This is a genomic window from Streptosporangium subroseum (genome assembly GCF_900188345.1).
Lineage (GTDB): Bacteria > Actinomycetota > Actinomycetes > Streptosporangiales > Streptosporangiaceae > Streptosporangium > Streptosporangium subroseum.
Genome location: NZ_FZOD01000007.1, coordinates 91,103 through 110,099 on the forward strand (window position 1 = coordinate 91,103; position 18,997 = coordinate 110,099).

At 71.5% G+C, this 18,997-nt stretch carries 13 protein-coding genes; 8 read left to right on the top strand and 5 right to left on the bottom strand.

The genetic code is table 11. From position 1 onward, the window contains the following. Nucleotides 1-3: 3 nt before the first annotated feature. Nucleotides 4-2,796 carry a DUF7824 domain-containing protein gene (locus CHC08_RS09665; RefSeq protein ID WP_089206863.1) on the bottom strand — a complete coding sequence of 931 codons (2,793 nt, stop codon included), beginning with the start codon at nt 2,794-2,796 and terminating at the stop codon, nt 4-6. Next, complete coding sequence (locus CHC08_RS09670; protein WP_245878229.1) at nt 2,793-4,241, bottom strand: SWIM zinc finger family protein; 1,449 nt, start codon at nt 4,239-4,241, stop codon at nt 2,793-2,795. The genes CHC08_RS09665 and CHC08_RS09670 overlap by 4 nt, the downstream gene beginning before the upstream one ends. 276 nt (nt 4,242-4,517) lie before the next feature. Between CHC08_RS09670 and CHC08_RS09675 the strand changes: the two genes are divergently transcribed. Both CHC08_RS09675 and CHC08_RS09680 read left to right on the top strand, forming a co-directional pair. Beyond that, nucleotides 4,518-7,256 (top strand): helix-turn-helix transcriptional regulator, encoded by a 2,739-nt coding sequence (locus CHC08_RS09675; RefSeq protein ID WP_089206864.1) that lies wholly within the window; start codon nt 4,518-4,520, stop codon nt 7,254-7,256. Between the two features lie 54 nt (nt 7,257-7,310). Then, nucleotides 7,311-7,610: a cupin domain-containing protein gene (locus tag CHC08_RS09680; protein ID WP_245878230.1), complete on the top strand. Its 300-nt coding sequence runs from the start codon at nt 7,311-7,313 to the stop codon at nt 7,608-7,610. Between the two features lie 204 nt (nt 7,611-7,814). Here the strand turns inward: CHC08_RS09680 and CHC08_RS09685 are convergent, their stop codons facing one another. From CHC08_RS09685 to CHC08_RS09695, 3 genes are all read right to left on the bottom strand, one after another. Next, nucleotides 7,815-8,162, bottom strand: coding sequence for a DUF1330 domain-containing protein (locus tag CHC08_RS09685; protein ID WP_089206866.1), 348 nt, complete (start codon nt 8,160-8,162; stop codon nt 7,815-7,817). 62 nt (nt 8,163-8,224) lie between these two features. Beyond that, on the bottom strand, nt 8,225-8,593 hold the full coding sequence (locus tag CHC08_RS09690) for a nuclear transport factor 2 family protein (protein ID WP_089206867.1): 369 nt from the start codon (nt 8,591-8,593) through the stop codon (nt 8,225-8,227). A 209-nt stretch (nt 8,594-8,802) separates the two neighbouring features. Continuing rightward, complete coding sequence (locus CHC08_RS09695) at nt 8,803-9,348, bottom strand: HD domain-containing protein (protein WP_089206868.1); 546 nt, start codon at nt 9,346-9,348, stop codon at nt 8,803-8,805. 1,057 nt (nt 9,349-10,405) lie between these two features. On the opposite strand from CHC08_RS09695, the gene CHC08_RS09700 reads away from it, so the two are divergent. From CHC08_RS09700 to CHC08_RS09725, 6 genes are all read left to right on the top strand, one after another. After that, nucleotides 10,406-10,789, top strand: coding sequence for a histone-like nucleoid-structuring protein Lsr2 (locus CHC08_RS09700; RefSeq protein ID WP_089206869.1), 384 nt, complete (start codon nt 10,406-10,408; stop codon nt 10,787-10,789). A gap of 167 nt (nt 10,790-10,956) precedes the next feature. Further along, nucleotides 10,957-12,075 (top strand): C39 family peptidase, encoded by a 1,119-nt coding sequence (locus tag CHC08_RS09705; protein ID WP_245878231.1) that lies wholly within the window; start codon nt 10,957-10,959, stop codon nt 12,073-12,075. A gap of 2 nt (nt 12,076-12,077) precedes the next feature. Continuing rightward, nucleotides 12,078-14,072 carry a prolyl oligopeptidase family serine peptidase gene (locus tag CHC08_RS09710; RefSeq protein WP_089206870.1) on the top strand — a complete coding sequence of 665 codons (1,995 nt, stop codon included), beginning with the start codon at nt 12,078-12,080 and terminating at the stop codon, nt 14,070-14,072. Nucleotides 14,073-14,360: 288 nt separating this feature from the next. Continuing rightward, nucleotides 14,361-15,629, top strand: coding sequence for a M20/M25/M40 family metallo-hydrolase (locus tag CHC08_RS09715; RefSeq protein ID WP_089206871.1), 1,269 nt, complete (start codon nt 14,361-14,363; stop codon nt 15,627-15,629). Nucleotides 15,630-16,240: 611 nt separating this feature from the next. Then, nucleotides 16,241-17,746: a lipopolysaccharide biosynthesis protein gene (locus CHC08_RS09720; RefSeq protein ID WP_089206872.1), complete on the top strand. Its 1,506-nt coding sequence runs from the start codon at nt 16,241-16,243 to the stop codon at nt 17,744-17,746. A 92-nt stretch (nt 17,747-17,838) separates the two neighbouring features. Next, complete coding sequence (locus CHC08_RS09725; protein WP_218825215.1) at nt 17,839-18,972, top strand: DegT/DnrJ/EryC1/StrS family aminotransferase; 1,134 nt, start codon at nt 17,839-17,841, stop codon at nt 18,970-18,972. The last annotated feature ends 25 nt before the right edge of the window (nt 18,973-18,997 follow it).

Consider the following 18,997-nt stretch of genomic DNA (forward strand, 5'->3'; position numbering starts at 1 on the left):
AGGTCAGGGCCGGACGAGGAGGTCGCGCAGGCGGCGGCACTCACGGGTGAACCGGCTGGAGCTCTTCCGCCCGGCGACCGCCGTGACCTCGGGAATCTCTCCGCGCGCCCCGGCCCACTGTGCGACCGTCACGCCCAGGGTGACGAGGTCGGTCACGCCGGTGGCCGGTCTCTCCCCCGCCTTCGGCAGCAGGTGCGGCAGCGCCGCGCGGATCACCGCCCAGACCTCCCAGTGCGCGCCCTGCCGCGCGGCCTGCTCCAACCCGGCCGTCGCGTGGGGCAGCTTCGCCCCCGTCCGGGTGGTGAGCAGGGCGAGCTGCCTTCCGAGCGCGACCACGGGCAGGTCGCCCCTGGCCGCCATCCGCAGCAGGAGCCGTACGCCCTCGTCCGGGTGCTGCCGGGCCAGGAAGAAGGCGAGCAGCAGCGCGGTGGCATCGCCCGCCGGACCGTCGGCCGCGGCGAGCATCTCCACGTACGCCGGTTGAACCACGGGCTGCTCCCAGGAGTGGGTCAGGTGCGGCACGTAGTGCGCGGCGACCGCGTCGCGGTGCGAGGGCAGGAAGGCGGGCCACCAGTCCAGGTGACCGCCGTGCTTTCCCCAGCGCTCGTCGGACGCCTCGCCGAGCAGCTCGTCGACGAACACCAGCCCGGTGGGCTCGACCCTCAGCTGCGCGATCATGCTTCCCTGGGAGACGCCGGATTCGCGCTCGCCGAAGGAGTTCGTGCGCAGGTCCTCATGGTTTTTCCAGCGGACACGTGTCGCGGGATCGGCCGGGCCGTCCGCCAGCCAGCGCGCCGCACGACGGCCGGCCTCCGAGGTCAGCCGGGCGGCCCGGGCGACGATCTCGGGGCCCGCGGTCCGCGGCAGCCGGAGCAGCGCCTGCTGGAAGTCGGCGGGCATCGGCTCGGCCCCCGCGGCCTCGACGGCCTCCAGCCGGGTCAGGAACTCGGCCGGGTCGAGATGGCCGGTGTCGTGGGTCGGGGTGGCCAGCAGCGTGGACGGGAGCCTGTCCTCCTTGAGCGCGGCGAGCACCTCGGCGCATCGCCGCAGCAGGAACCGGTGCGGCACGGAGACCCGGCTCGCGTCGGGCAGCCGGTCGGGCGTGGCCTTCCGGGGAGCGGGCCCTCCCCCGCCGACCTCTCTGACCGAACCCCTCGTCATCGCGGCCGGAACCTCCCTGAGAAACCCCCTCGTCGCCGCGGCCGGGACCTCCCTGCCGAACTCTCTGAGGAACCCCCTCGTCACCACGGCCGCGATCTCCCCCGCGATCGAGAGCACGTTCCTGAATTCGCGCGCCTCCTTCACCTCCGATCCGCCGCCGTCGGGTTCGGCTCCCGGGGAGACCAGCTCCGCGGCCATCGCCGTGAACCAGTCGGAGACCGAGTACCACTTGTCCTTCCCGTAGACGGTGGGAGCGTGGCGGGTTCGCCGGCCGAGTGCGACGCGCAACGCCTCGGGGTCCTCGGTCGCGAACCGGGCGAAGCTGGCCAGCCAGCTCTCCACCGACTGCCAGGTGGAGAACCAGGCCGTGTTCTCGAACTCGGCGACCGAGGCCGGCAGGGCGGGAAGCGGCCCCGCCGGCTCCGGTGCGGTGAGCTCCGGCGGGGTGAAGGCCTCCGGCTCCTCCTCCGGTTCGGCCTCTCCCCCGACCGCTCCGGCCAGTTGCCGGCCCAGGTCGGGCGGGAGCGTGGCGAGCGCCGCCCGCAGCGTCTCCGCGCCCGGCGGGGTGAGGTGCCGGGCGTGCTTGACCGCGAGACGGACGGCCCGTTCCTGTACGGCGTGCGCTCCGTGGCCGAGGGCCGTGGCCAGGGCCGGGGCGAGCTCGTCGGCTCTGGTCGGCGCCTGCCGTACGATCTGGTCGAGCCAGGTGAGGCCGGTGCGCACCAGCCCGCCCTCCGCCCGGAACAGCAGGCCCTCCAGGGCCTCGGTCACATCGGCGGGATCGAGGTGGTCCAGGCGGCGCAGGTGCTTGAGCGACAGCTCGGCCACCGGACCGGGCGCGACCGGCAGCAGCCGCAGATAGTCGCGGGCACGGGACTCCACCTCGGCGGGGGAGGGTTCGAGCAGCTCGTGCAGCCGGGCGAAGAACCTCAGGTCCTGGGCGTCTCCTCCGCGCAGGAAGCGGCTGACGCAGCCGTCCAGCAGCATCCCACGCGACACCCTGCCCTCAGAGCTGAGCACCGCCAGAACCCCGAGCCAGGAGGTCGCGCTGAGCGGGGAGCTCCGCTCGTCGAGCAGGGCCCGGCCGACGCCCTGGGCCTCGAAGATCCTCGGCAGCAGGACGTCGAGCAGCGGATCCGCACGCGACCGGGAGGCGCTCGGGGTCACCCCGAGCCAGGCGAGCACGAGCGGGTCGTGCTGCGGCGGGGTCACGCCGGTACGGCGGAGCAGGGTCATGACCAGCGGCGCCCCCGGGGAGTCCCCGTCGCGGATCCGGAGCGCGAGCCTGGCGACCAGGTCGGCCTGCCACTGCGGCTCCCGCGCGGAGATCACCTTGATGAGCGCCTCGGTGTCGCGGGGCGCGTCCCACGGGAAGAGCACGAGGTCACGCCGGTTCAGCCAGGCGGCCACGGCCGCCGCACCGCCGAGCGAGCCCGCGCCCGCCACCCGCATCGGCTCGGCCCAGTCGCCTTGCCCCTCCCAGAGGTTCCGCGCGCGGCGCACCAGCTTGAGGTGGCCGGGGAGTTCGCGGGCGACCTCCCGCCGCCCGGCGTCGTCGAGCACGGCCAGGCGGGTCCCCAGCCCGGCGAGGTCGCGGGCGTCGATGAGAGCGCGGATCTCGTCCCAGAGGGTCACCGGGAGATCTCCTGATCCCGCGAACCCTGCGGAGCCGAAGTGGTCTCCTGAGTCTGCGGGCTCGGCAGAGCCGAAGCGGCCTCCTGAACCTGCGGGCTCCGCGAGACCGAGGCGGTCTCCGGGGACGAGAGCTCCCGCGCGGCGATGCGGGCGGCGAGCACGTGCTTGCAGGGACCGCGCGATCCCCGGTGGTCGTACCACCAGGGGCAGGTGCACGACCCGGCCCGCAGCCCGACCTCGCGGACGCCGCCGTCCGTGGTCACCTCGGCGGAGTCGGGGCCGGTCGGCCGGACGGCTCCCCTGTCCACCAGCGTCCGGGCGGAGGTCAGGCGGGGGTTGAGCGTGGCGACATGGTCACGGTCGTAGGGCAGCTCGCGGTGGAAGTGGGCGGCCTCGGCGAGGTCGTATCCGACCCGGCCGGCCGTACCGAGCTGGGTGAGCGCGGCCCGGACCCGGTCGATGGGCAGACCCGAGCGTTCGGCGAGCAGGCCGAGCTCCAGGGTGGGCTCGAAGTTGAGCAGGACGCCGACCAGGTCGGCGTCGTCGGCCACCTGGTCTCCGGAGAGGTCGTCGAGGACCGCGCCCTCTCCGGAGAACCCGCGCCAGGTCTGCGGGGACAGGGCCAGCGTGTAGCGCATGCCGGGCAGCTCCACCTCCCAGGCGCTGGACCCGGAGCCGTCGGACGGGCCGTACACGCGCAGGACCTTGACGAACCGCAGCAGCGGCATCAACGTCGCCAGCCGCCCGACCCCGGCCAGGTGGACCCCGCCCGGCGCCGACCGCTCCGACAGCCGCAGCTCCTTGCCCGCCGGGATGGCCCACACCTCGGCCGCCGCCCGCTTGGGCAGGCCGCGCAGGAACCGTACGGCCTGCGGCCCCGCCAGCTCGGCGCGCAGGTCGAACCCGGCGGCGATCACCTGGACCTCGGCGAAACCGCGCAGCCACCGGCTGGGCAACGGCACCTTCTTCTCCACCACCGCGCCGTCGAGCGTGGTCACGGTGAGCTCGTCGGGTCCGACGCCGAGGTGCAACGGGTCGCGCCCGCCGACCCTGGCCAGCGCCTCACGCAGCGGGTTGTTCACGTCCACGTTGGTGGTGCCGCGGTCGAACACCTCACCGTCGAGGCCGGGGCCCAGCACGTCCAGCCGGGAGTAGACGCCGCCGCAGGCGGAGAACGACTCGAAGCGGAGCCGGTCGCCGCCGCAGGTCACCACCGGGTCGCGGGTGAAGCCGGGCTGCGGCCGGTGGTAGCGCGCCAGCGCCACGTCGGCGACGGCCAGCAGCCCCGCCGCGGCGGGCGCGGCCTGGGTGAGCAGCCCGCTGAAGAACCGGGGATGGTCGAGAAAGCCGGTGGCCGTCCGGCCCCCGGAGGTCGACAATCCCAGGTGGCCCTCGGAGAGGGCGGAGAGGCCCGCGTATGAGTACGCCTGCACTGCATTCGTCATGTGGCGGACGTTAGAGATCACTACCGACAAAATCGCGCCGATCGCGCTGAGCAGCCGAAATGGCGGGGGCAGATCGGATTCCTCCCGTACCGGCCGCCCTAGCGGTCTGCCCGCCCGGGTACGACACCGCCGTCGCCCGATCGATCGGCCGAACGCATCCCGACGTCGACGCAGCATCAGCCACACCCCGAGCACACGTAGATCGTCACGCCTCAGGGGGGCTCTGCCCCATGTCCCTGAGCGATCACGCTCCCGGAGGAATGCCAGAATGGGATCATGGGCGCGGGGAAGCTACACGGGAGAGAGCCCGAAGAGGACGCGATCGCCGAGCTGCTGGCGGGAGCCCCGGCGGGCACCAGCTCGTCGCTGGTGCTGCGCGGTGATCCGGGCATCGGCAAGACGGCGTTGCTCGACCACGCCGCCGCGGCGGCCGGGGACATGCGGCTGGTCCGCGGTACGGGGGTCGAGTTCGAGGCGGAGCTGCCGTTCTCGGGGCTGCAACTGTTGCTGCGCCCGGCGCTCGGATCCCTCGCCGCGCTGCCCGGCCCGCAGCGCGAGGCTCTGGAGGCGGCGTTCGGGCTCGGGCCCGCAGTCGGCTCCGAGCCGATGCTGGTGGGGCTGGCGGTGCTCTCCCTGCTGGCGGAGCACGCGGACGAGACGGGGCTGCTGTGCCTCGTCGACGACGCACAGTGGCTCGACCGGGCGTCGCGGGACGCGCTCCTGTTCGCCGCCCGGCGCCTGCACGCCGAGGGCGTGGTCATGATCTTCGCCGCCCGGGACGGCGAGGGATCCTTCCCCGCCCCCGGCCTTCCGGAGTTGCGCCTTTCCGGGCTGGCCCCGGAGGCGGCTGCGGCCCTGCTCGACCGGCATCCGCTCGCGCCCGCCGTGCGCTATCGCCTACTCGCCGAGGCCGGCGGCAACCCGCTGGCTCTGCTGGAGCTGCCGGTTGCCCTGGCCGCCGAGGGCGGCAGCGCGTTCTCGCCGGGGGCGCTCCCCCTCACCAACCGCCTGCAACTGGCCTTCCACGGCCAGGTCAGCCGGATGCCGGAGGCCTGCCAGAGCCTGCTCCTGGTGGCGGCGGCCGACGAGACCGGCGAGCTCACCGTGATCCTGCGTGCCGCCGCCGCGCTGGGGGCGGCCGTCGAGGACTTGTCCCCCGCCGAGCGGGCCGGCCTGGTGCTCCGCGGCGACGCCGACGGCACCACGATTCGCTTCCGCCATCCTCTGATCCGCGCCGCCGTCTACCAGCGGGCGCCGCTCGGGCAACGCCTCGCCGTCCACCGCGCGCTCGCCGCCGCCCTCGGCTCGCCCGAGCACGCCGACCGCCGGGCCTGGCATCTGGCGGCCGCCGCCACCGGAGCCGACGAGGAGGCCGCCGCCGCGCTGGAACGCGCCGCCGCCCGCGCCCGCGAACGCAGCGGCCACGAGGCGGCCTCGGCGGCGTACGAACGGGCCGCCCGCCTGAGCATCGAACCCGCCGCCAGGGCTCACCGCGAGGTCCTGGCGGCGGAGGCGGCGTTGGAGGCGGGTGATTTGGAGCGCGCCAGGGCATTCGGGGGCCGCGCGGCCCGGCGGCTGGACGAGGCCCCGGCGGTGAACGCGCGGATCGCCCAGGTGCGGGCGCTCGCGGACTTCTGGCAGGGCTCCTATCCCGCCGCCCACCGGTTGCTGCTCGACGGCGCCGAGTTCATCCGCGACACCGATCCGGGCCAGGCCGCCATGTTGCTGATCCATGCCGTTCACACCTCCTGGTATCTGGGGGAACGGCAGCTCGCGGCAACGCTGGACCGGCTGGCCGCGCTGCCGTTGGACGATGCGGATCCACTCGCGCCGGTGGGGCCCTACCTCGCCCACCTCGACCGGGGCCGTTCCGAGCGGCCGCCGCCGCTGAGCGACACCCTCGCGGCGACGCGGAGGCGGGGCCGGGCCACCGACCAGGCATTGACGATCCTCTGCGGAGCGGCACTCGCGTTGGGCCAGGACGCCGACGCCTACGAGTTGGCGACCGCGCTTGCCGCCGAACACCGCGCCCGGGGCGGCGCCGGGCGGCTGCCGACGGTGCTGTTCTTCATGGTCGAGGGCGAGGTGTTCACCGGACGGCACCTGGACGCACTCGCCACGGCGACCGAGGCCCTGGGACTCGCCCGCGACACCGGCCAGCAGCAGTGGGTCAGCCAGTTCAGCAGCGTGCTCGCCTACCTCGACGCGGCCAAGGGGGAGGAGGCGGCCTGCCGGCGCAACGCCGAGGAGGGGCTGGCGGGGGCCACCGCCGGGGCCATCTCCCCCGGCGCGCCGTGGGCGCACTGGTCGCTCGGGCTGCTGGACCTCGGCCTCGGCCGCGCCGAGGCGGCGCTCGCCCGCTTCGAGCGCCTGACCCGCGAGCCGATGCGCCATCACATCTGCGCCACCCGTTCCACTCCCGACCTGGTGGAGTCGGCCGTACGAGTGGGGGCGCCGGAACGCGCCGCCGAGCCTCTGGCGCGCTTCGAGCGGTGGGCCGGGTCGGTCCGGCAGCCGTGGGCCGACGCGCTCGTGCTGCGCTGCCGTGGGCTGCTCGCCGCCGATGACCAGGCCGAGGCGTTCTACACGGCGGCCCTCGAACTGCACGACCAGGACGGCCGCACGCTGGAGTACGCCAGGACCGCACTGCTCCACGGCGAGTGGCTGCGCAGGGCTCGGCGGAAGGCCGAGGCGCGAGGGTCGTTGAACGATGCCCTGGGAGTCTTCGACCGGCTCGGCATGCGACCGTGGGCCGAACGCGCCCGCGGCGAGCTCACCGCGACCGGCGCCCAGAACCAGGGCGCCAGGCCCGCCGAAGGCGTGGCCGCCGGCCTCACCCCGCAGGAGCTGCAGATCGCCCGGCTCACCGCGCAGGGTCTGTCCAACCGCGACATCGCCGCGCAGCTCTTCCTCAGCCACCGGACGGTCGGCTATCACCTCTACAAGGCCTATCCCAAACTCGGCGTCGCTTCCCGGAGCGAGCTCAAGGATTTCGCCGATCAACTGGGGCTGTGAGATATTTTCTCGATGATCGCCCCGAAACAGGTGCTACCTGGACAAATAATCCCCGTGGACGTCGACGAGGTCCCGCCGATCGAGCTGGGCCCCGGTGTCCACGTACGGACACTCCCGGGCATGCCGGGGATCAGGACGTGGGTGATCGACATCGCCCCGGGCGCCGAATGGCCGGACCTCGACGTCCACGAGACCTACGGCGAGGCGTACTTCGTCGTGAGCGGTGAAGTCATCGAGGGCGACCGCACCCACGGCCCGGGCACCTACGTCGCCTTCGGCACGAAGACCAGCCACCGGCCCCGTACGGAGACCGGTGCGCGCGCCTTCGGCTTCAACTACGACGTCACCGCTTGACGAACTTCAGGAGATCGGCGTTGAGCCGGTCCTTGTCGCTCACGAAGAGTCCGTGGCCCGCCGCCGGATACTGCCATCCTGCTGCGACAGGACAGCGGTGCAGGTTCTTTCACCTCCACACGGACTCACAGCGTCTCGTGGCGCACTCAACGGATGTGGCAGTTGCCGGGCCCGGCGCTGCCGGGACCGGCCCGAACCCGAGGGTTACCCGGCAGACAGCGCCTCTCGCATCGCCTTTGCGGTGGAAGTCGGGTCGTAGCCCTCGGGGACGCCTCCGACCAAGATGATGTCGCCCTCGATGTGCCGCGAGCGCAGCGGTGCGATCTCCTGGTAGGCGGGTGAGTCCCACCAGCCCTGCGCCTCGGCGATCCCGGGGAAGCCGATCATCACGACGTGCCCGGGCCAGGCGCCCTCCTTCACCTCGTGCTGCGTGGCGCGCACGAGGAAACGGCCGCCGTACGGCTCGAAGGTGGCGGGGATGCGCTCCATGTACTCGGCGATCTCCGGGTGCGGAGCGGCCTCCTGCAGGTGAGCTATGACGTAGGCGGTCATGATTCCTCCTCTGTTTCGTGGACGACCGGGGCGGACCGGCCCAGCGGTCCGCCCCGAGGTGTTCAGACGCCGGCCGGCACCTTGTCGAGGAAGCCGAGCACTCGGCTGATCCGCCCGTCGTCACCGATCACCGCGATGTCGAAGCCGATGGCGACCGGCTCGGCGCCCTCGGGTCCCAGGTGCCAGGTGAACCGCGCGATGTCGTGGTGGGCGTCCACGGCGCCGCCGAGGCTGAAGACCAGCCCGCCGAACTGCCCCTGGATCGCCGCGATGGTGGCGTCGAGCCCGTCCCTGCCCTGAACGGAGACCAGTGGGTCGGTGTACACCGCGTCCTCGGCATAGACCTCCGCCAGAACGGCCTGCCGCGCGGCGGCGTCGGTCTCGTTCCACGCGGCGAGGTAGCGCTGGATCAGCTCGTTCGTGTCGCTCATGTCTTTCTCCTCAGTGGTCGTGCTCTCTTGTGACCACCAACTTAGGAAGAGGGGAACGACGGGGAATCTGACACGCTTAAGTACTTTCGCCCCCATGAGGCCCGCACCTGCTCAAACCATGTACTGGTCGCGGCGGCGGTAGAGGCCGGCCCGCTCCTGCTTGCGGAACTCGGGGAGCGTAATGGGAGCCGGGTCGGCCTTCCGGTGTTTCAGGATTCAGAACGGGAATTCGTCGGAGAACTCTCCGCCGGGCGGTCGGACTCGGACTCGGACTCGGACTCGGACTCGGACTCGGACTCGGACTCGGACTCGGACTCGGACTCGGACTCGTCCAGGATCCTCAGCGCGTTCTCGTATTTGCGCCTGAGCGAGGCGGCCTTCTCCGGACCGAGCACGGCCAGCCGTTCTTCGGCGGTGTTGTGGCCGATGTCGGCGCGCTTGACGAGTCGGCCCAGGGGGTGCGCCGCGGCCCGCCGGACGAAGTCGTCGTAGGTCTCGCCCTCGTTGCGGGTGACGGCCATGATCGCTTCCACCGTGTACGGCTCGACCCCGGCCTCCAGCAGGTCCTCGGGCGTCAGGGCGGTGTCCTCGACGACGTCGTGGAGCATCCCGGCGATCTGCGCCTGCAGGCCGTGGGGCTCGAGCGCCCTGGAGACCGCCGCCGGATGGTGGATGTAGGCCAGCCCGGCCTTGTCCGTCTGCCCCTCGTGAGCGCGATCCGCCAGTCGATGGGCGTCGTCAAGGGTGAAGGTCATCGTCAGCTCCTCGGGCCGATACTGTGACCTTACTCGTGGTATCGCCGTCCTCGGCGGGCGGCCCACTCACGCGGCGGATATCCCATGGACCCGATCCCGGCCGGCGCGTGGATTGTCATCCGCCCTCCACCATCACGGGGCAATTCGAAGAGCATCCATTGATCTCTCGGGACGGTGGAACGGGCCAATCGGTATCGAAGGCACAAACGGCGGCGACGCCACGCTCCTCACAATGTGCGACGGCCGGAATCACGTGCACCGCCAAGCGACTCTTCCCTTACCGGAGAGCGTCGGAGGTGAGTCCCGAGGCGATCGGCTCCGCACCTTCACGGGAACCTTCGAAGCCACCTGACCGATCCCGGTCAAACCCACGGGCAAACAGGATGCATTCTGGACCACGAGTAAACCATTTGTCCCCTGAATCACCGGAATGCGTTCCGTTGCGAGCCTCAACGCATGGAAATTACCTTCCGAGCCTCCGCGACGGCCGGAACGGCCGTTCTCGCTCCGCCGGGACCACACCCGCCTCTCCCCGCCCATCACGGACCCTACGGTTTCCACCAGCGGAAACGGGTCGGATGACATCGGCCGAAGATCCGGGGCCACCCGCTCGGTCCCGTCACGCGACACGCCCGGGGGAACCGGCAGAGGAGCGATGGGCACCGGTGGCCCAAAGTGGCAGAAGTCGATTTTTTTCGTGGCCACGACCACGGAACCCGGCCAGAGGTCACGAAAGTTCAAAGCACCCCCTTGAGGTCATCCGGAAAGACCATCACTGACGTGCCCCGGACGCAGTCATGCGAACTGTCAAGACACCTCCAAGCGAGCCACTGTTTTTAGCCCGTCAAGAGCGGGAAGCATTTATACAATGACGTCAAGGCACCGGAGTTCAACCTTGAGTAATTAACCCGGGAGCCTGGATCATCAACAGACAGGGTTTCTCATGCGCGGCGACGAAAGGAAGGACTAGAGTTTTACACGCGGGGAAGAGACGCGAGAGCCATCGTCGGCCGGTTCACAGCCGCACACTCTGACGCCAAGATTAAGGAGTGACACAATGGCACGTCAGCAAGTTGTCACGTTCACCGATGACATCACAGGGAAGCAGGCGGACGAGACCGTCTCGTTCGGCCTGGACGGAACCACTTACGAGATCGACCTGAGCACGAAAAACGCCACGAAGCTTCGAGACGCCCTCCAGCCCTTCCGGTCGGCGGCGCGAAAGGCAGGCACTCCCCTGACCCGCAAGGGCCGGGCGAAGAGCTCCACCGGCAACCGGGAACGGAGCGCCGAGATCCGGGCGTGGGCCAAGGCACACGGGATCGAGGTGAGCGAGCGCGGGCGCATCGGAGGGAAGGTCGCGGAGGCTTTCGCCGCCGGCGACCCCAGCATGGCCAAGGGCTCGGGCAAAAAAGCACCGGAGGCCGCGTTCAGCAAGTAGGAAACGCAGGAACGGAGCTCCCGGACCTTGCAGGGGTGCCGGCGTCGTAGCCGACCGGGAGTGCTGGAGAGGGGCCCCCTCCGGTGGGCGTGTCGACCATGGTTTCGTATGTCGGATACGTAAACCATCCGATGCGCCCCCACCGCCCCGAAACCACAATCAACCAGGTGGTCACCCTGTTGCCTGCCCATCTGAGCCGCGTCGTCCTCCACCGGTGGACGAGCGTGGACCCGCGTGAGATCGGATCGGCCGAGTATCACGATCCGTTCGGCGGCACCACCAGGACCTGGGAATACACCCGCTGGACCAGCGAGGAGAGGGCCATCGGGTTTCCCGCCACCGAGCTGGTGCCGTCCTGGGCGGCGAGCACCCCTCCGGGGACCTGGCTGGAGGTCGGGCTTCAGGCCCGCACCACCTCCGGCGCCCTCACCAAGTGGTACGTGATGGGCCGCTGGGCCGAGGACGACACCGACGTCCACCGGACGTCCCTGCCCGGTCAGGGCGACTCCGACGGCGACGTCGCGGTGGACACCTACGTGGCCACCGGAGCCGTCACCGCCTACCGGCTCAGGTTCACGCTGTACGGCTCGGGCGCGAAGGTGCACCGGGCCGGGGTGATGGCCTCGGCGGTTCCCTCCCGGGCCACGGTGCCGGTGAGCCCGTCCGGGGAGAACGGGGGCGTCGAGCTGGACGTGCCGCGCCGGTCGCAGCGGGTCCACGCGGGCCACTTCCCCCAGTGGGACGGCGGCGGGGACAGCTGGTGCAGTCCCGCCTCGATGACCATGGTCCTCGACTACTGGAAGCGCGGGCCGCGGCCGGCCGACCTGTCGTGGGTCACGCCCGGTGACCCGTGCCCGGCCGTGGACCACGCCGCCAGGGACATGTACGACCACAGCTATCAGGGCACCGGCAACTGGCCGTTCGGCGTCGCCTACGCCGGCCGGTACGGCATGGAGGGCTTCGTCACCCGGCTGCGCTCGCTCACCGAACTGGAGCGCCTCGTCCACGCCGGGATCCCGGTGCTCACCTCACAGTCGTTCCGGGAGCACGAGCTGCCCGGTTCGGGATACTCCACCGGCGGCCACATCATGGTCGTCGTCGGTTTCACCGCGAGCGGTGACGTCATCGCCAACGATCCCGCGGCGCCGGACGACCGCTCGGTGCGCCGGGTCTATCCGCGGGCCGCGTTCGAGAACGTCTGGCTCCGCGGTTCCGGCAGCGGGGGAATCGTGCACGTCGTCCACCCGCCCGGCATTTCCCTGCCCCCTTCCGACGGCAATTGGTGATCATGCTCAACGACTCTCCCATCCGTCCCGTCGATGTGGCCAGGGTGGACGACCGTCCGCTCTGGGTCGAGATCCTCGGGGAGGAGGTCTGGTGGGACGAGCCCCGTCCGCATGAGGGCGGGCGCAGATGCGTGGTCCGGTGCGGGCCGGACGGTGTGCCGCGCGACGCGATCCCCGCGGGCTGGAACTCCCGCAACCGTCTCATCGAGTACGGCGGGCGCTCCTGGCGGCCGCTGCCGGACGGCCGGATCGTGTTCACCAACTGGTCCGACCAGCGCGTCTACCTGTACGGCGAGCGCCCCGGCCCGGCCTCCGGCGGCGGACCGGGCCGAGCCGAGCGGGCCGAGCAGGCCGAGCGGGTCGCCCCCGGCCCCGGGCCGACCGCTCTCACCACGGATCCAGACGGCCCCGAGCCGATCGCCCTCACCGGCGACGACGGGGCCCGCTACGGCGACCTGTACCTCCCGCCCGGCCGCGACGAGGTCTGGGCCGTCCGCGAGATCCACCCCGCCCAGGCCGGCCCCGGCTCCCGCGTCACCCCCCGCCGCGACCTGGTGGCGGTGCCGCTGGACGGCGGGCCGGTCCGGGTCATCGTCACCGCCCAGCACTTCCTGACCAACCCGCGGATCTCCCCCGGCGGGACCCACGTCGCCTGGATCGGCTGGGACCACCCGGCCATGCCCTGGGACGGCACCGAGCTGTGCGTCGCCCCCCTGGACGCGAACGGCTCCGCCGGGCCGTACCGGGTCGTCGCCGGCGGCCCGGACGAGTCGGTGATCCAGGCCGAGTGGCGCGACGACGGCGCCCTCTACGCGCTCACCGACCCGGACGGCTGGTGGAACCTGCACCTGATCCCCCTCGACGGCTCCCCCGCCCGCGACCTGGCCCCGCGCCGGGAAGACTGCGGCGACGCCCTCTGGCGGCTCGGCAGCACCTGGTTCGCGCTCGCGGGCGAGCGGATCGTCATCGTGCACGGCACCCCGGCCCACCGCCGTCTCGGCGTGCTCGACCCGGCGGGCGGCGAGATCGTCGACGTCGACACCCCGGCCACCTACTGGAACCCCACGCTCTCGGCCTCCGGCGACCTGGTGGCGGGCGTGGCGGCCTCGCCGTACACACCGTTCGAGGTCGTGTCGGTGGACCTGCGGACCGGCGCGCACGCCGTACTGTCGGCGAAGAAGGACCTGCCCCCTCGCGACGCGCTGCCCGCGCCCGAGGCGGTGACCTTCGACGGTGTGCACGCCCATCTCCACCCGCCGCGCGGCGCCACCGGACCGGCCCCCTACGTGATCTTCGTGCACGGCGGGCCGACCAGCGCCTCCCCGATGGTCCTCGACCTGGAGATCGCCTACTTCACCAGCCGGGGCATCGGCGTGGCCGACGTGAACTACGGCGGCTCCACCGGGTACGGCCGGGCCTACCGGGAGCGGCTGCGGCACCGATGGGGGGTGGTGGACGTGCGCGACTGCGAGACGGTGGCGCGCGGGCTGATCGCCGCCGGGCGGGCGCATCCCTCCATGGTCGCGATCAGAGGCGGCAGCGCGGGCGGCTGGACGTCGCTGGCCGCGCTGGTGCACAGCGAGGTGTTCCGCGGCGCGGTGGCCCACTACGCGATCACCGACCCGGAGAGCTGGGCGGCGGAGACCCACGACTTCGAGTCGCGCTATCTCGACGGCCTGATCGGCCCGCTCCCGGAGACCCGGCAGCGCTACCTGGATCGTTCTCCCACCCTGCACGCCGATCGCGCGTCCGGCCCCGCCCTGCTCATGCACGGTCTGGAGGACGTGATCGTCGATCCGGTCCAGGCGGAGCGGTTCGCCGCCGCGCTGGAGCGCGGGGGCACGCCGTGGGCGTATCTGACCTTTCCCGGGGAGCAGCACGGCTGGCGGCGGGAGGAGACCATTGTGGCCGCGCTCGAAGCCGAACTGGCCTTCTACGGTCTGATCTTCGGTCTCCCGACGCCCGAGGTGCCGCCTCTGACCCTGCGCGGCCTGTGAACCGTTCACGTCCTCATCGAGGGTCGTCACCCCCGCCGAGCCGTCCGGCCTTCTCCGGCGGGCGCGGGGGAAGGCCTCGGGCGCAGGTGAGGGTACGCTGCATGACTCTGCGTCCCAGGACCTATTTCTTACCTGGCCGTATAAGCATTGAAACACCCTCAATGTAGACTCAAAGTAATCGGCCGAGCACCGTGAGCAAGTGTCGGAGGGCTGAGTGAGAGTCCGCCACGCCCCCGGCTCACCCCCGGCACGCACCCTGACCCGTCGTTTCCAGGAGGGCTTTCTTCAATGAGCGAGGTCGCACGGATCTGCTCGGACCTGATCAGGTTCGACACCACCAATCCGGGCCCCGGCGAGCGTCCGGCGGCCGAATACGTCGCCGAACTGCTGGCGGAGACCGGCGTCGAACCGGTCGTGTTCGAGTCGGACAGGCACCGCACCAACGTGGTCGCCAGGATCCCGGGTGACTCGGACGAGGCCCTGCTGATGCACGGCCATCTCGACGTGGTCCCGGCCGTGGCCGCCGACTGGCGGATCCACCCGTTCTCCGGGGAGATCGAGGACGGCTGCGTCTGGGGCCGGGGCGCGGTGGACATGAAGGGCACCCTCTCCATGACGCTCGCCCTGGTCCGCGACTGGGCCCGGCGCGGGGTGCGGCCGAAACGGGACCTCGTGCTGGCGTTCCTCGCCGACGAGGAGGCCACCGGCGAGTACGGCGCGAAGCTCGCGGTGCAGCGGCACCGCGAGCTGTTCGACGGCTGCACCGAGGCCATCAGCGAGTCCGGCGGCTACAGCGTCGAGGCGACACCGGACGCGCGGATCTACCCGGTCTCGGTGGGCGAGCGCGGCACCGCCTGGATGAGGCTCACCGCCCACGGCATCGCCGGGCACGGCTCCCGCCCGCCGGCGGACAACGCCGTGGCCGAGATCTGCCACGCCCTGTCCAGGGTCGCCTCCTACCAGTGGCCGATACGGCTGACGCCCGGGGTGGCGGCCCTGGTCGAAAGCCTGTCGGACATCCTCGGCGAGAGCATCGACGCCGACCGCCTGGAGAAGGAGGCCGAACGGCTGGGCCGGATCGGCAGATTGTTCGAGGCGCAGATCCGCAACTCGGCGAATCCGACGATGCTGGAGGCCGGCTACAAGGTCAACGTGGTCCCCGGCACGGCCACCGCGTACGTCGACGGGCGGTTCCTGCCCGGATACCGCGACGAGTTCCTGGAGACGATCGACCGCCTGCTCGGCCCGAAGATCACCCGGGAGTTCGTCAGCTTCGGCGACGCCCCGTCCGCGCCGCTGGACTCGCCGTTCTTCGAGCAGCTCTGCGCCGCCCTCGTCGCCGAGGACCCGGCCGCGCGACCGGTGCCGTACGTGATGTCCGGCGGCACGGACGCGAAGTCCTTCGACACGCTCGGCATCAAGGGCTACGGCTTCGCCCCGCTGATGCTCAGCCCGGACCTCGACTACTACGGCATGTTCCACGGTGTGGACGAGCGTGTCCCCGTCGAGGGCCTGGAGTTCGGCGTGCGCGTCCTGGACCGTCTCCTCGTCTCCTGACCTCTCGCCCTCCGGCTCCGCTCCTCTCATCCCCGCCCACCGTTTCCCATCCCTTCTCGTCTCCCGGCCTTCGCCTTCCGGCTCCACTCCTCTCGTCTCCGCCCGCCCTTTCCCGTCCCTTCTCGCCTTCCGGCTCCAGCCCTCTCCACTCCTTTCCCCGCCCCTTTTTTGCCCCTTGCCCGCTCTCCTCCCGCTTTCTCGCGCCCTCCCGGCCTCTTCTCGACCGATTCACAGCGGACTCTGAGCAAACTCACAGCCGGGCCGCACCAGGAGAATAAAGCGGTTTTCATCGGGGCATTCCGCACGCCGGAGAACGCCATGGGGGAAGCCAAACGCCCTGGTCAGGAGGCCGCTGTCACGATCGGCCCGCCCCGGACCCCAGGGAGAAACGGCCGGACGCCGCCTCCCTGAAACTTGGGCATCATGACTCACGTGCCGATCCTGATGTACCACTCGGCGTCCGGCCGGTCCGGTCATGAGACGCGATCACCGGCGGCGCGCCCGCAGGTCCTCGCCGGGCCGCCGTCGATCCGTCCGAAGAGGCGGATGCCGGCCGAGGGCCACGCCAGGGCCGCCCTTCACCCGGTACGGCCTGCGCCGGGTGCGCGGGGGTGAGTGAGAGGGACGCGGAGCGGCCGGTCTGGCCGGCGGGCGAAGGTCTCGCCGCCGACGCCCGGCGAGATCGGCGGGAGCCCGAGGCGAGTGCGGCCTCCGACCTGGTGAAAGTCGCCGGCAAGGCCGATGCAACCGCTCCGTTCGATGCTGACGGAGCGATGACCGACCCCACGATGGCCCAAGGCGCGAGAACCGGCCTCATGGATCGCCTGCGCGCGGACCTCCGCAACCCGTTGTTCCTCCAGGGCTACGCACTGATGATCAACACGGCGATCACCGCCGTGCTCGGCCTGGGCTACTGGGTCCTGGCCACGCATCTCTACTCCGCCTCCGCCTTCGGCGAGGGGCAGACCATGATCAGCGTTCTGCGCCTGTTCGCCTCGCTCACCGGGCTGGCGTTCGTCGGCGCCCTGGCCAGGTTCATTCCGGTGGCGGGCCGGCGCACCGCCGAGTTCGTCGTGCGCGGCTACGTGATCGCCGGAGTCGCCGGTCTGGTGGCCGCGCTCGGATTCCTGCTGACCCTCCCTCTCTGGGGACCGGTCTACGGCCACCTCGGCGGGTTCGGCCCGGGGCTGTTCTTCCTGGTCTCCGTCCTGGTCTGGACGGTCTTCACCCTCCAGGACGTGACGCTCGCCGGGCTGCGCAGGGCCATCTGGGTGCCGGTGAACAGCCTGGCCTTCGGCCTGGTCAAGATGGCCATGCTCGTCGGCCTGGCGCGCGCGCTGCCCGACGGCGGTCTCTTCGGGGGGATCTTCATCTCCTGGATCGTGCCGACCGCCCTGGCGCTGATCCCGATCAACTGGTTCATCTTCACGATCGTCATCCCCAGGCACGTCAGGGAGACGAGGGAGTCCGCCGCGAACCCGCCGCCGCTCCGCGAGGTCGGCCGGTTCCTGGCCGGAGACTTTCCCGGCACGCTCTCCGTCCTGCTGATCGTCTACCTGGTCCCGGTCATGGTCGCCGCCTGGCTCAACGACGCGGCGATGTTCGGCTACTTCTCGATAGCCCACACCCTGGGCTGCATGATCGAGCTTCTGGCGGCGAACATGGCGGTCTCGCTGACCGTGGAGGGTTCCTTCAACGCCGCCCGGCTGGCGCAGAGCGTGCGCAACGCGCTCCGCCGCACCTTCCTGATCGTCGGTCCGATCATCGCGATGGTCGTCGTCGCCGCCCCGCTGATCCTGAACGTCTTCAGCCCGGAGCTCTCCAGGGAGGGCACGCCGCTGCTCCGCCTGATGGCGCTGGCCGTACTGCCCGGCACACTGATCGAGATCTACCTCAGCATGCTGCGGGCGCAGAGCAGGGCCCGGAGCCTGGCGGCCGTCCAGATCGGGATGGCGGTGCTGGTGCTCGTCTCCGTCGCCGCGATCTTCCCCTCCACGGGCATCGTCGGGGTGGGGTACGGGATGCTGGCCAGTCAGCTTCTGATCGCGCTCATCATCCTCCCCGGTCTGCGCAGAGCGATCAAAGTCGGCAAGGCCTCGCCGACCGTCGTCGCGTAGGACACGATGCGACCCTGCGATCCACCGCCGCACGAGCTTGCCGCCGTATCGGGGGCCGTGATAGACGGTCACCGGTGACTCCAGAGGACGTCGTGGCGAGACGTACCGGTCGCCGCTGCCTGGCGCTGCCCTCCAACCGCCTGGGCCTGTATCTGGCACTGCGGCACTGGTGCCGTCCCGGCCAGCGACTCCTGATGTCACCGCTGTCGGCCGACGAGATCCTGTTCCTGGTGCTGGCCGCCGGGCTGCGCCCGGTCATCGCCCCGCTGTCGCCCCGCGACGGCAACATCGACGCGGGCGCCGTCGACCTCGACCGGATCGACGCCGTGCTGACCACCAACCTGTACGGCCTGCCCGACCGGGTGGCCGCCTTCACCGGCAAGATCCTGATCGAGGACGTCGCACACGCGATCGAGACCACCGTGGGCGGCCGGCCGCTGGGCGCCTTCGGGGTGGCCGGGGTCTTCAGCCTGTCCAAGCACGTCGGCGCCGGATCCGGCGGGGTCCTCGCGGTCGAGCACGAGGCCGACCTGCGGGTCCTGCGGCGCGAACGCGACCGGCTGCTCCGGCCGGGCGCCCTCCACCGGGAGATCTTCACCATCCTGACCTCGGCCGTCCGGCACACCGCGCTACGCCTGAACCTGGTGCGGCCCGCGCTGCGCGCGATGCGTGCGCTGGGCATGGAGGAACCTCGCGACGGTCACCGCATCCCGCCGCGCCTCGGAGACCTGGTCGCCGCGCTGCGCACGGCCCCCGGACTCCCGGCCTTCGACTCCTGGGTCCGGGCGGACCTGCACGACTACCGGACCCGGCTCGGCCCCCTGTCACAGTGGTACCAGGTGCAGCGGCTGTGCGCCCTGCCCCACCGGCGCGCCGAGCGCGTCGCGGGGGTCCGGATGCTGTCCAGGCTGCCCACGGTGGCCCCGGCCGTCCACGACCACCTTCACCAGCCTCTCTTCCGGGTGCCGCTGCTGGTCGCCGACCGGAACGCGGCGATCGCCGCGCTGGAGCGCCGTGGGGTGGCGACCGGATATCTCTACGACCCGCCCTACGACGGCTACCTGCCCGGCTTCACCGATCCCTCGCCTCACCCCGAGATCGCCCTCTGGTGGGGCCGGCACGTACTGCCCGTCGACCCGCTCCACGCCCACCGCGCCATGCCGGTCCTCGAGAGGCTCGCTCCGGCGTCTCCGCTCCTTCCCACGGCCTCCTCCGGCCTCTCCTAGGGATGCGGACGCCGAAACGACGAAG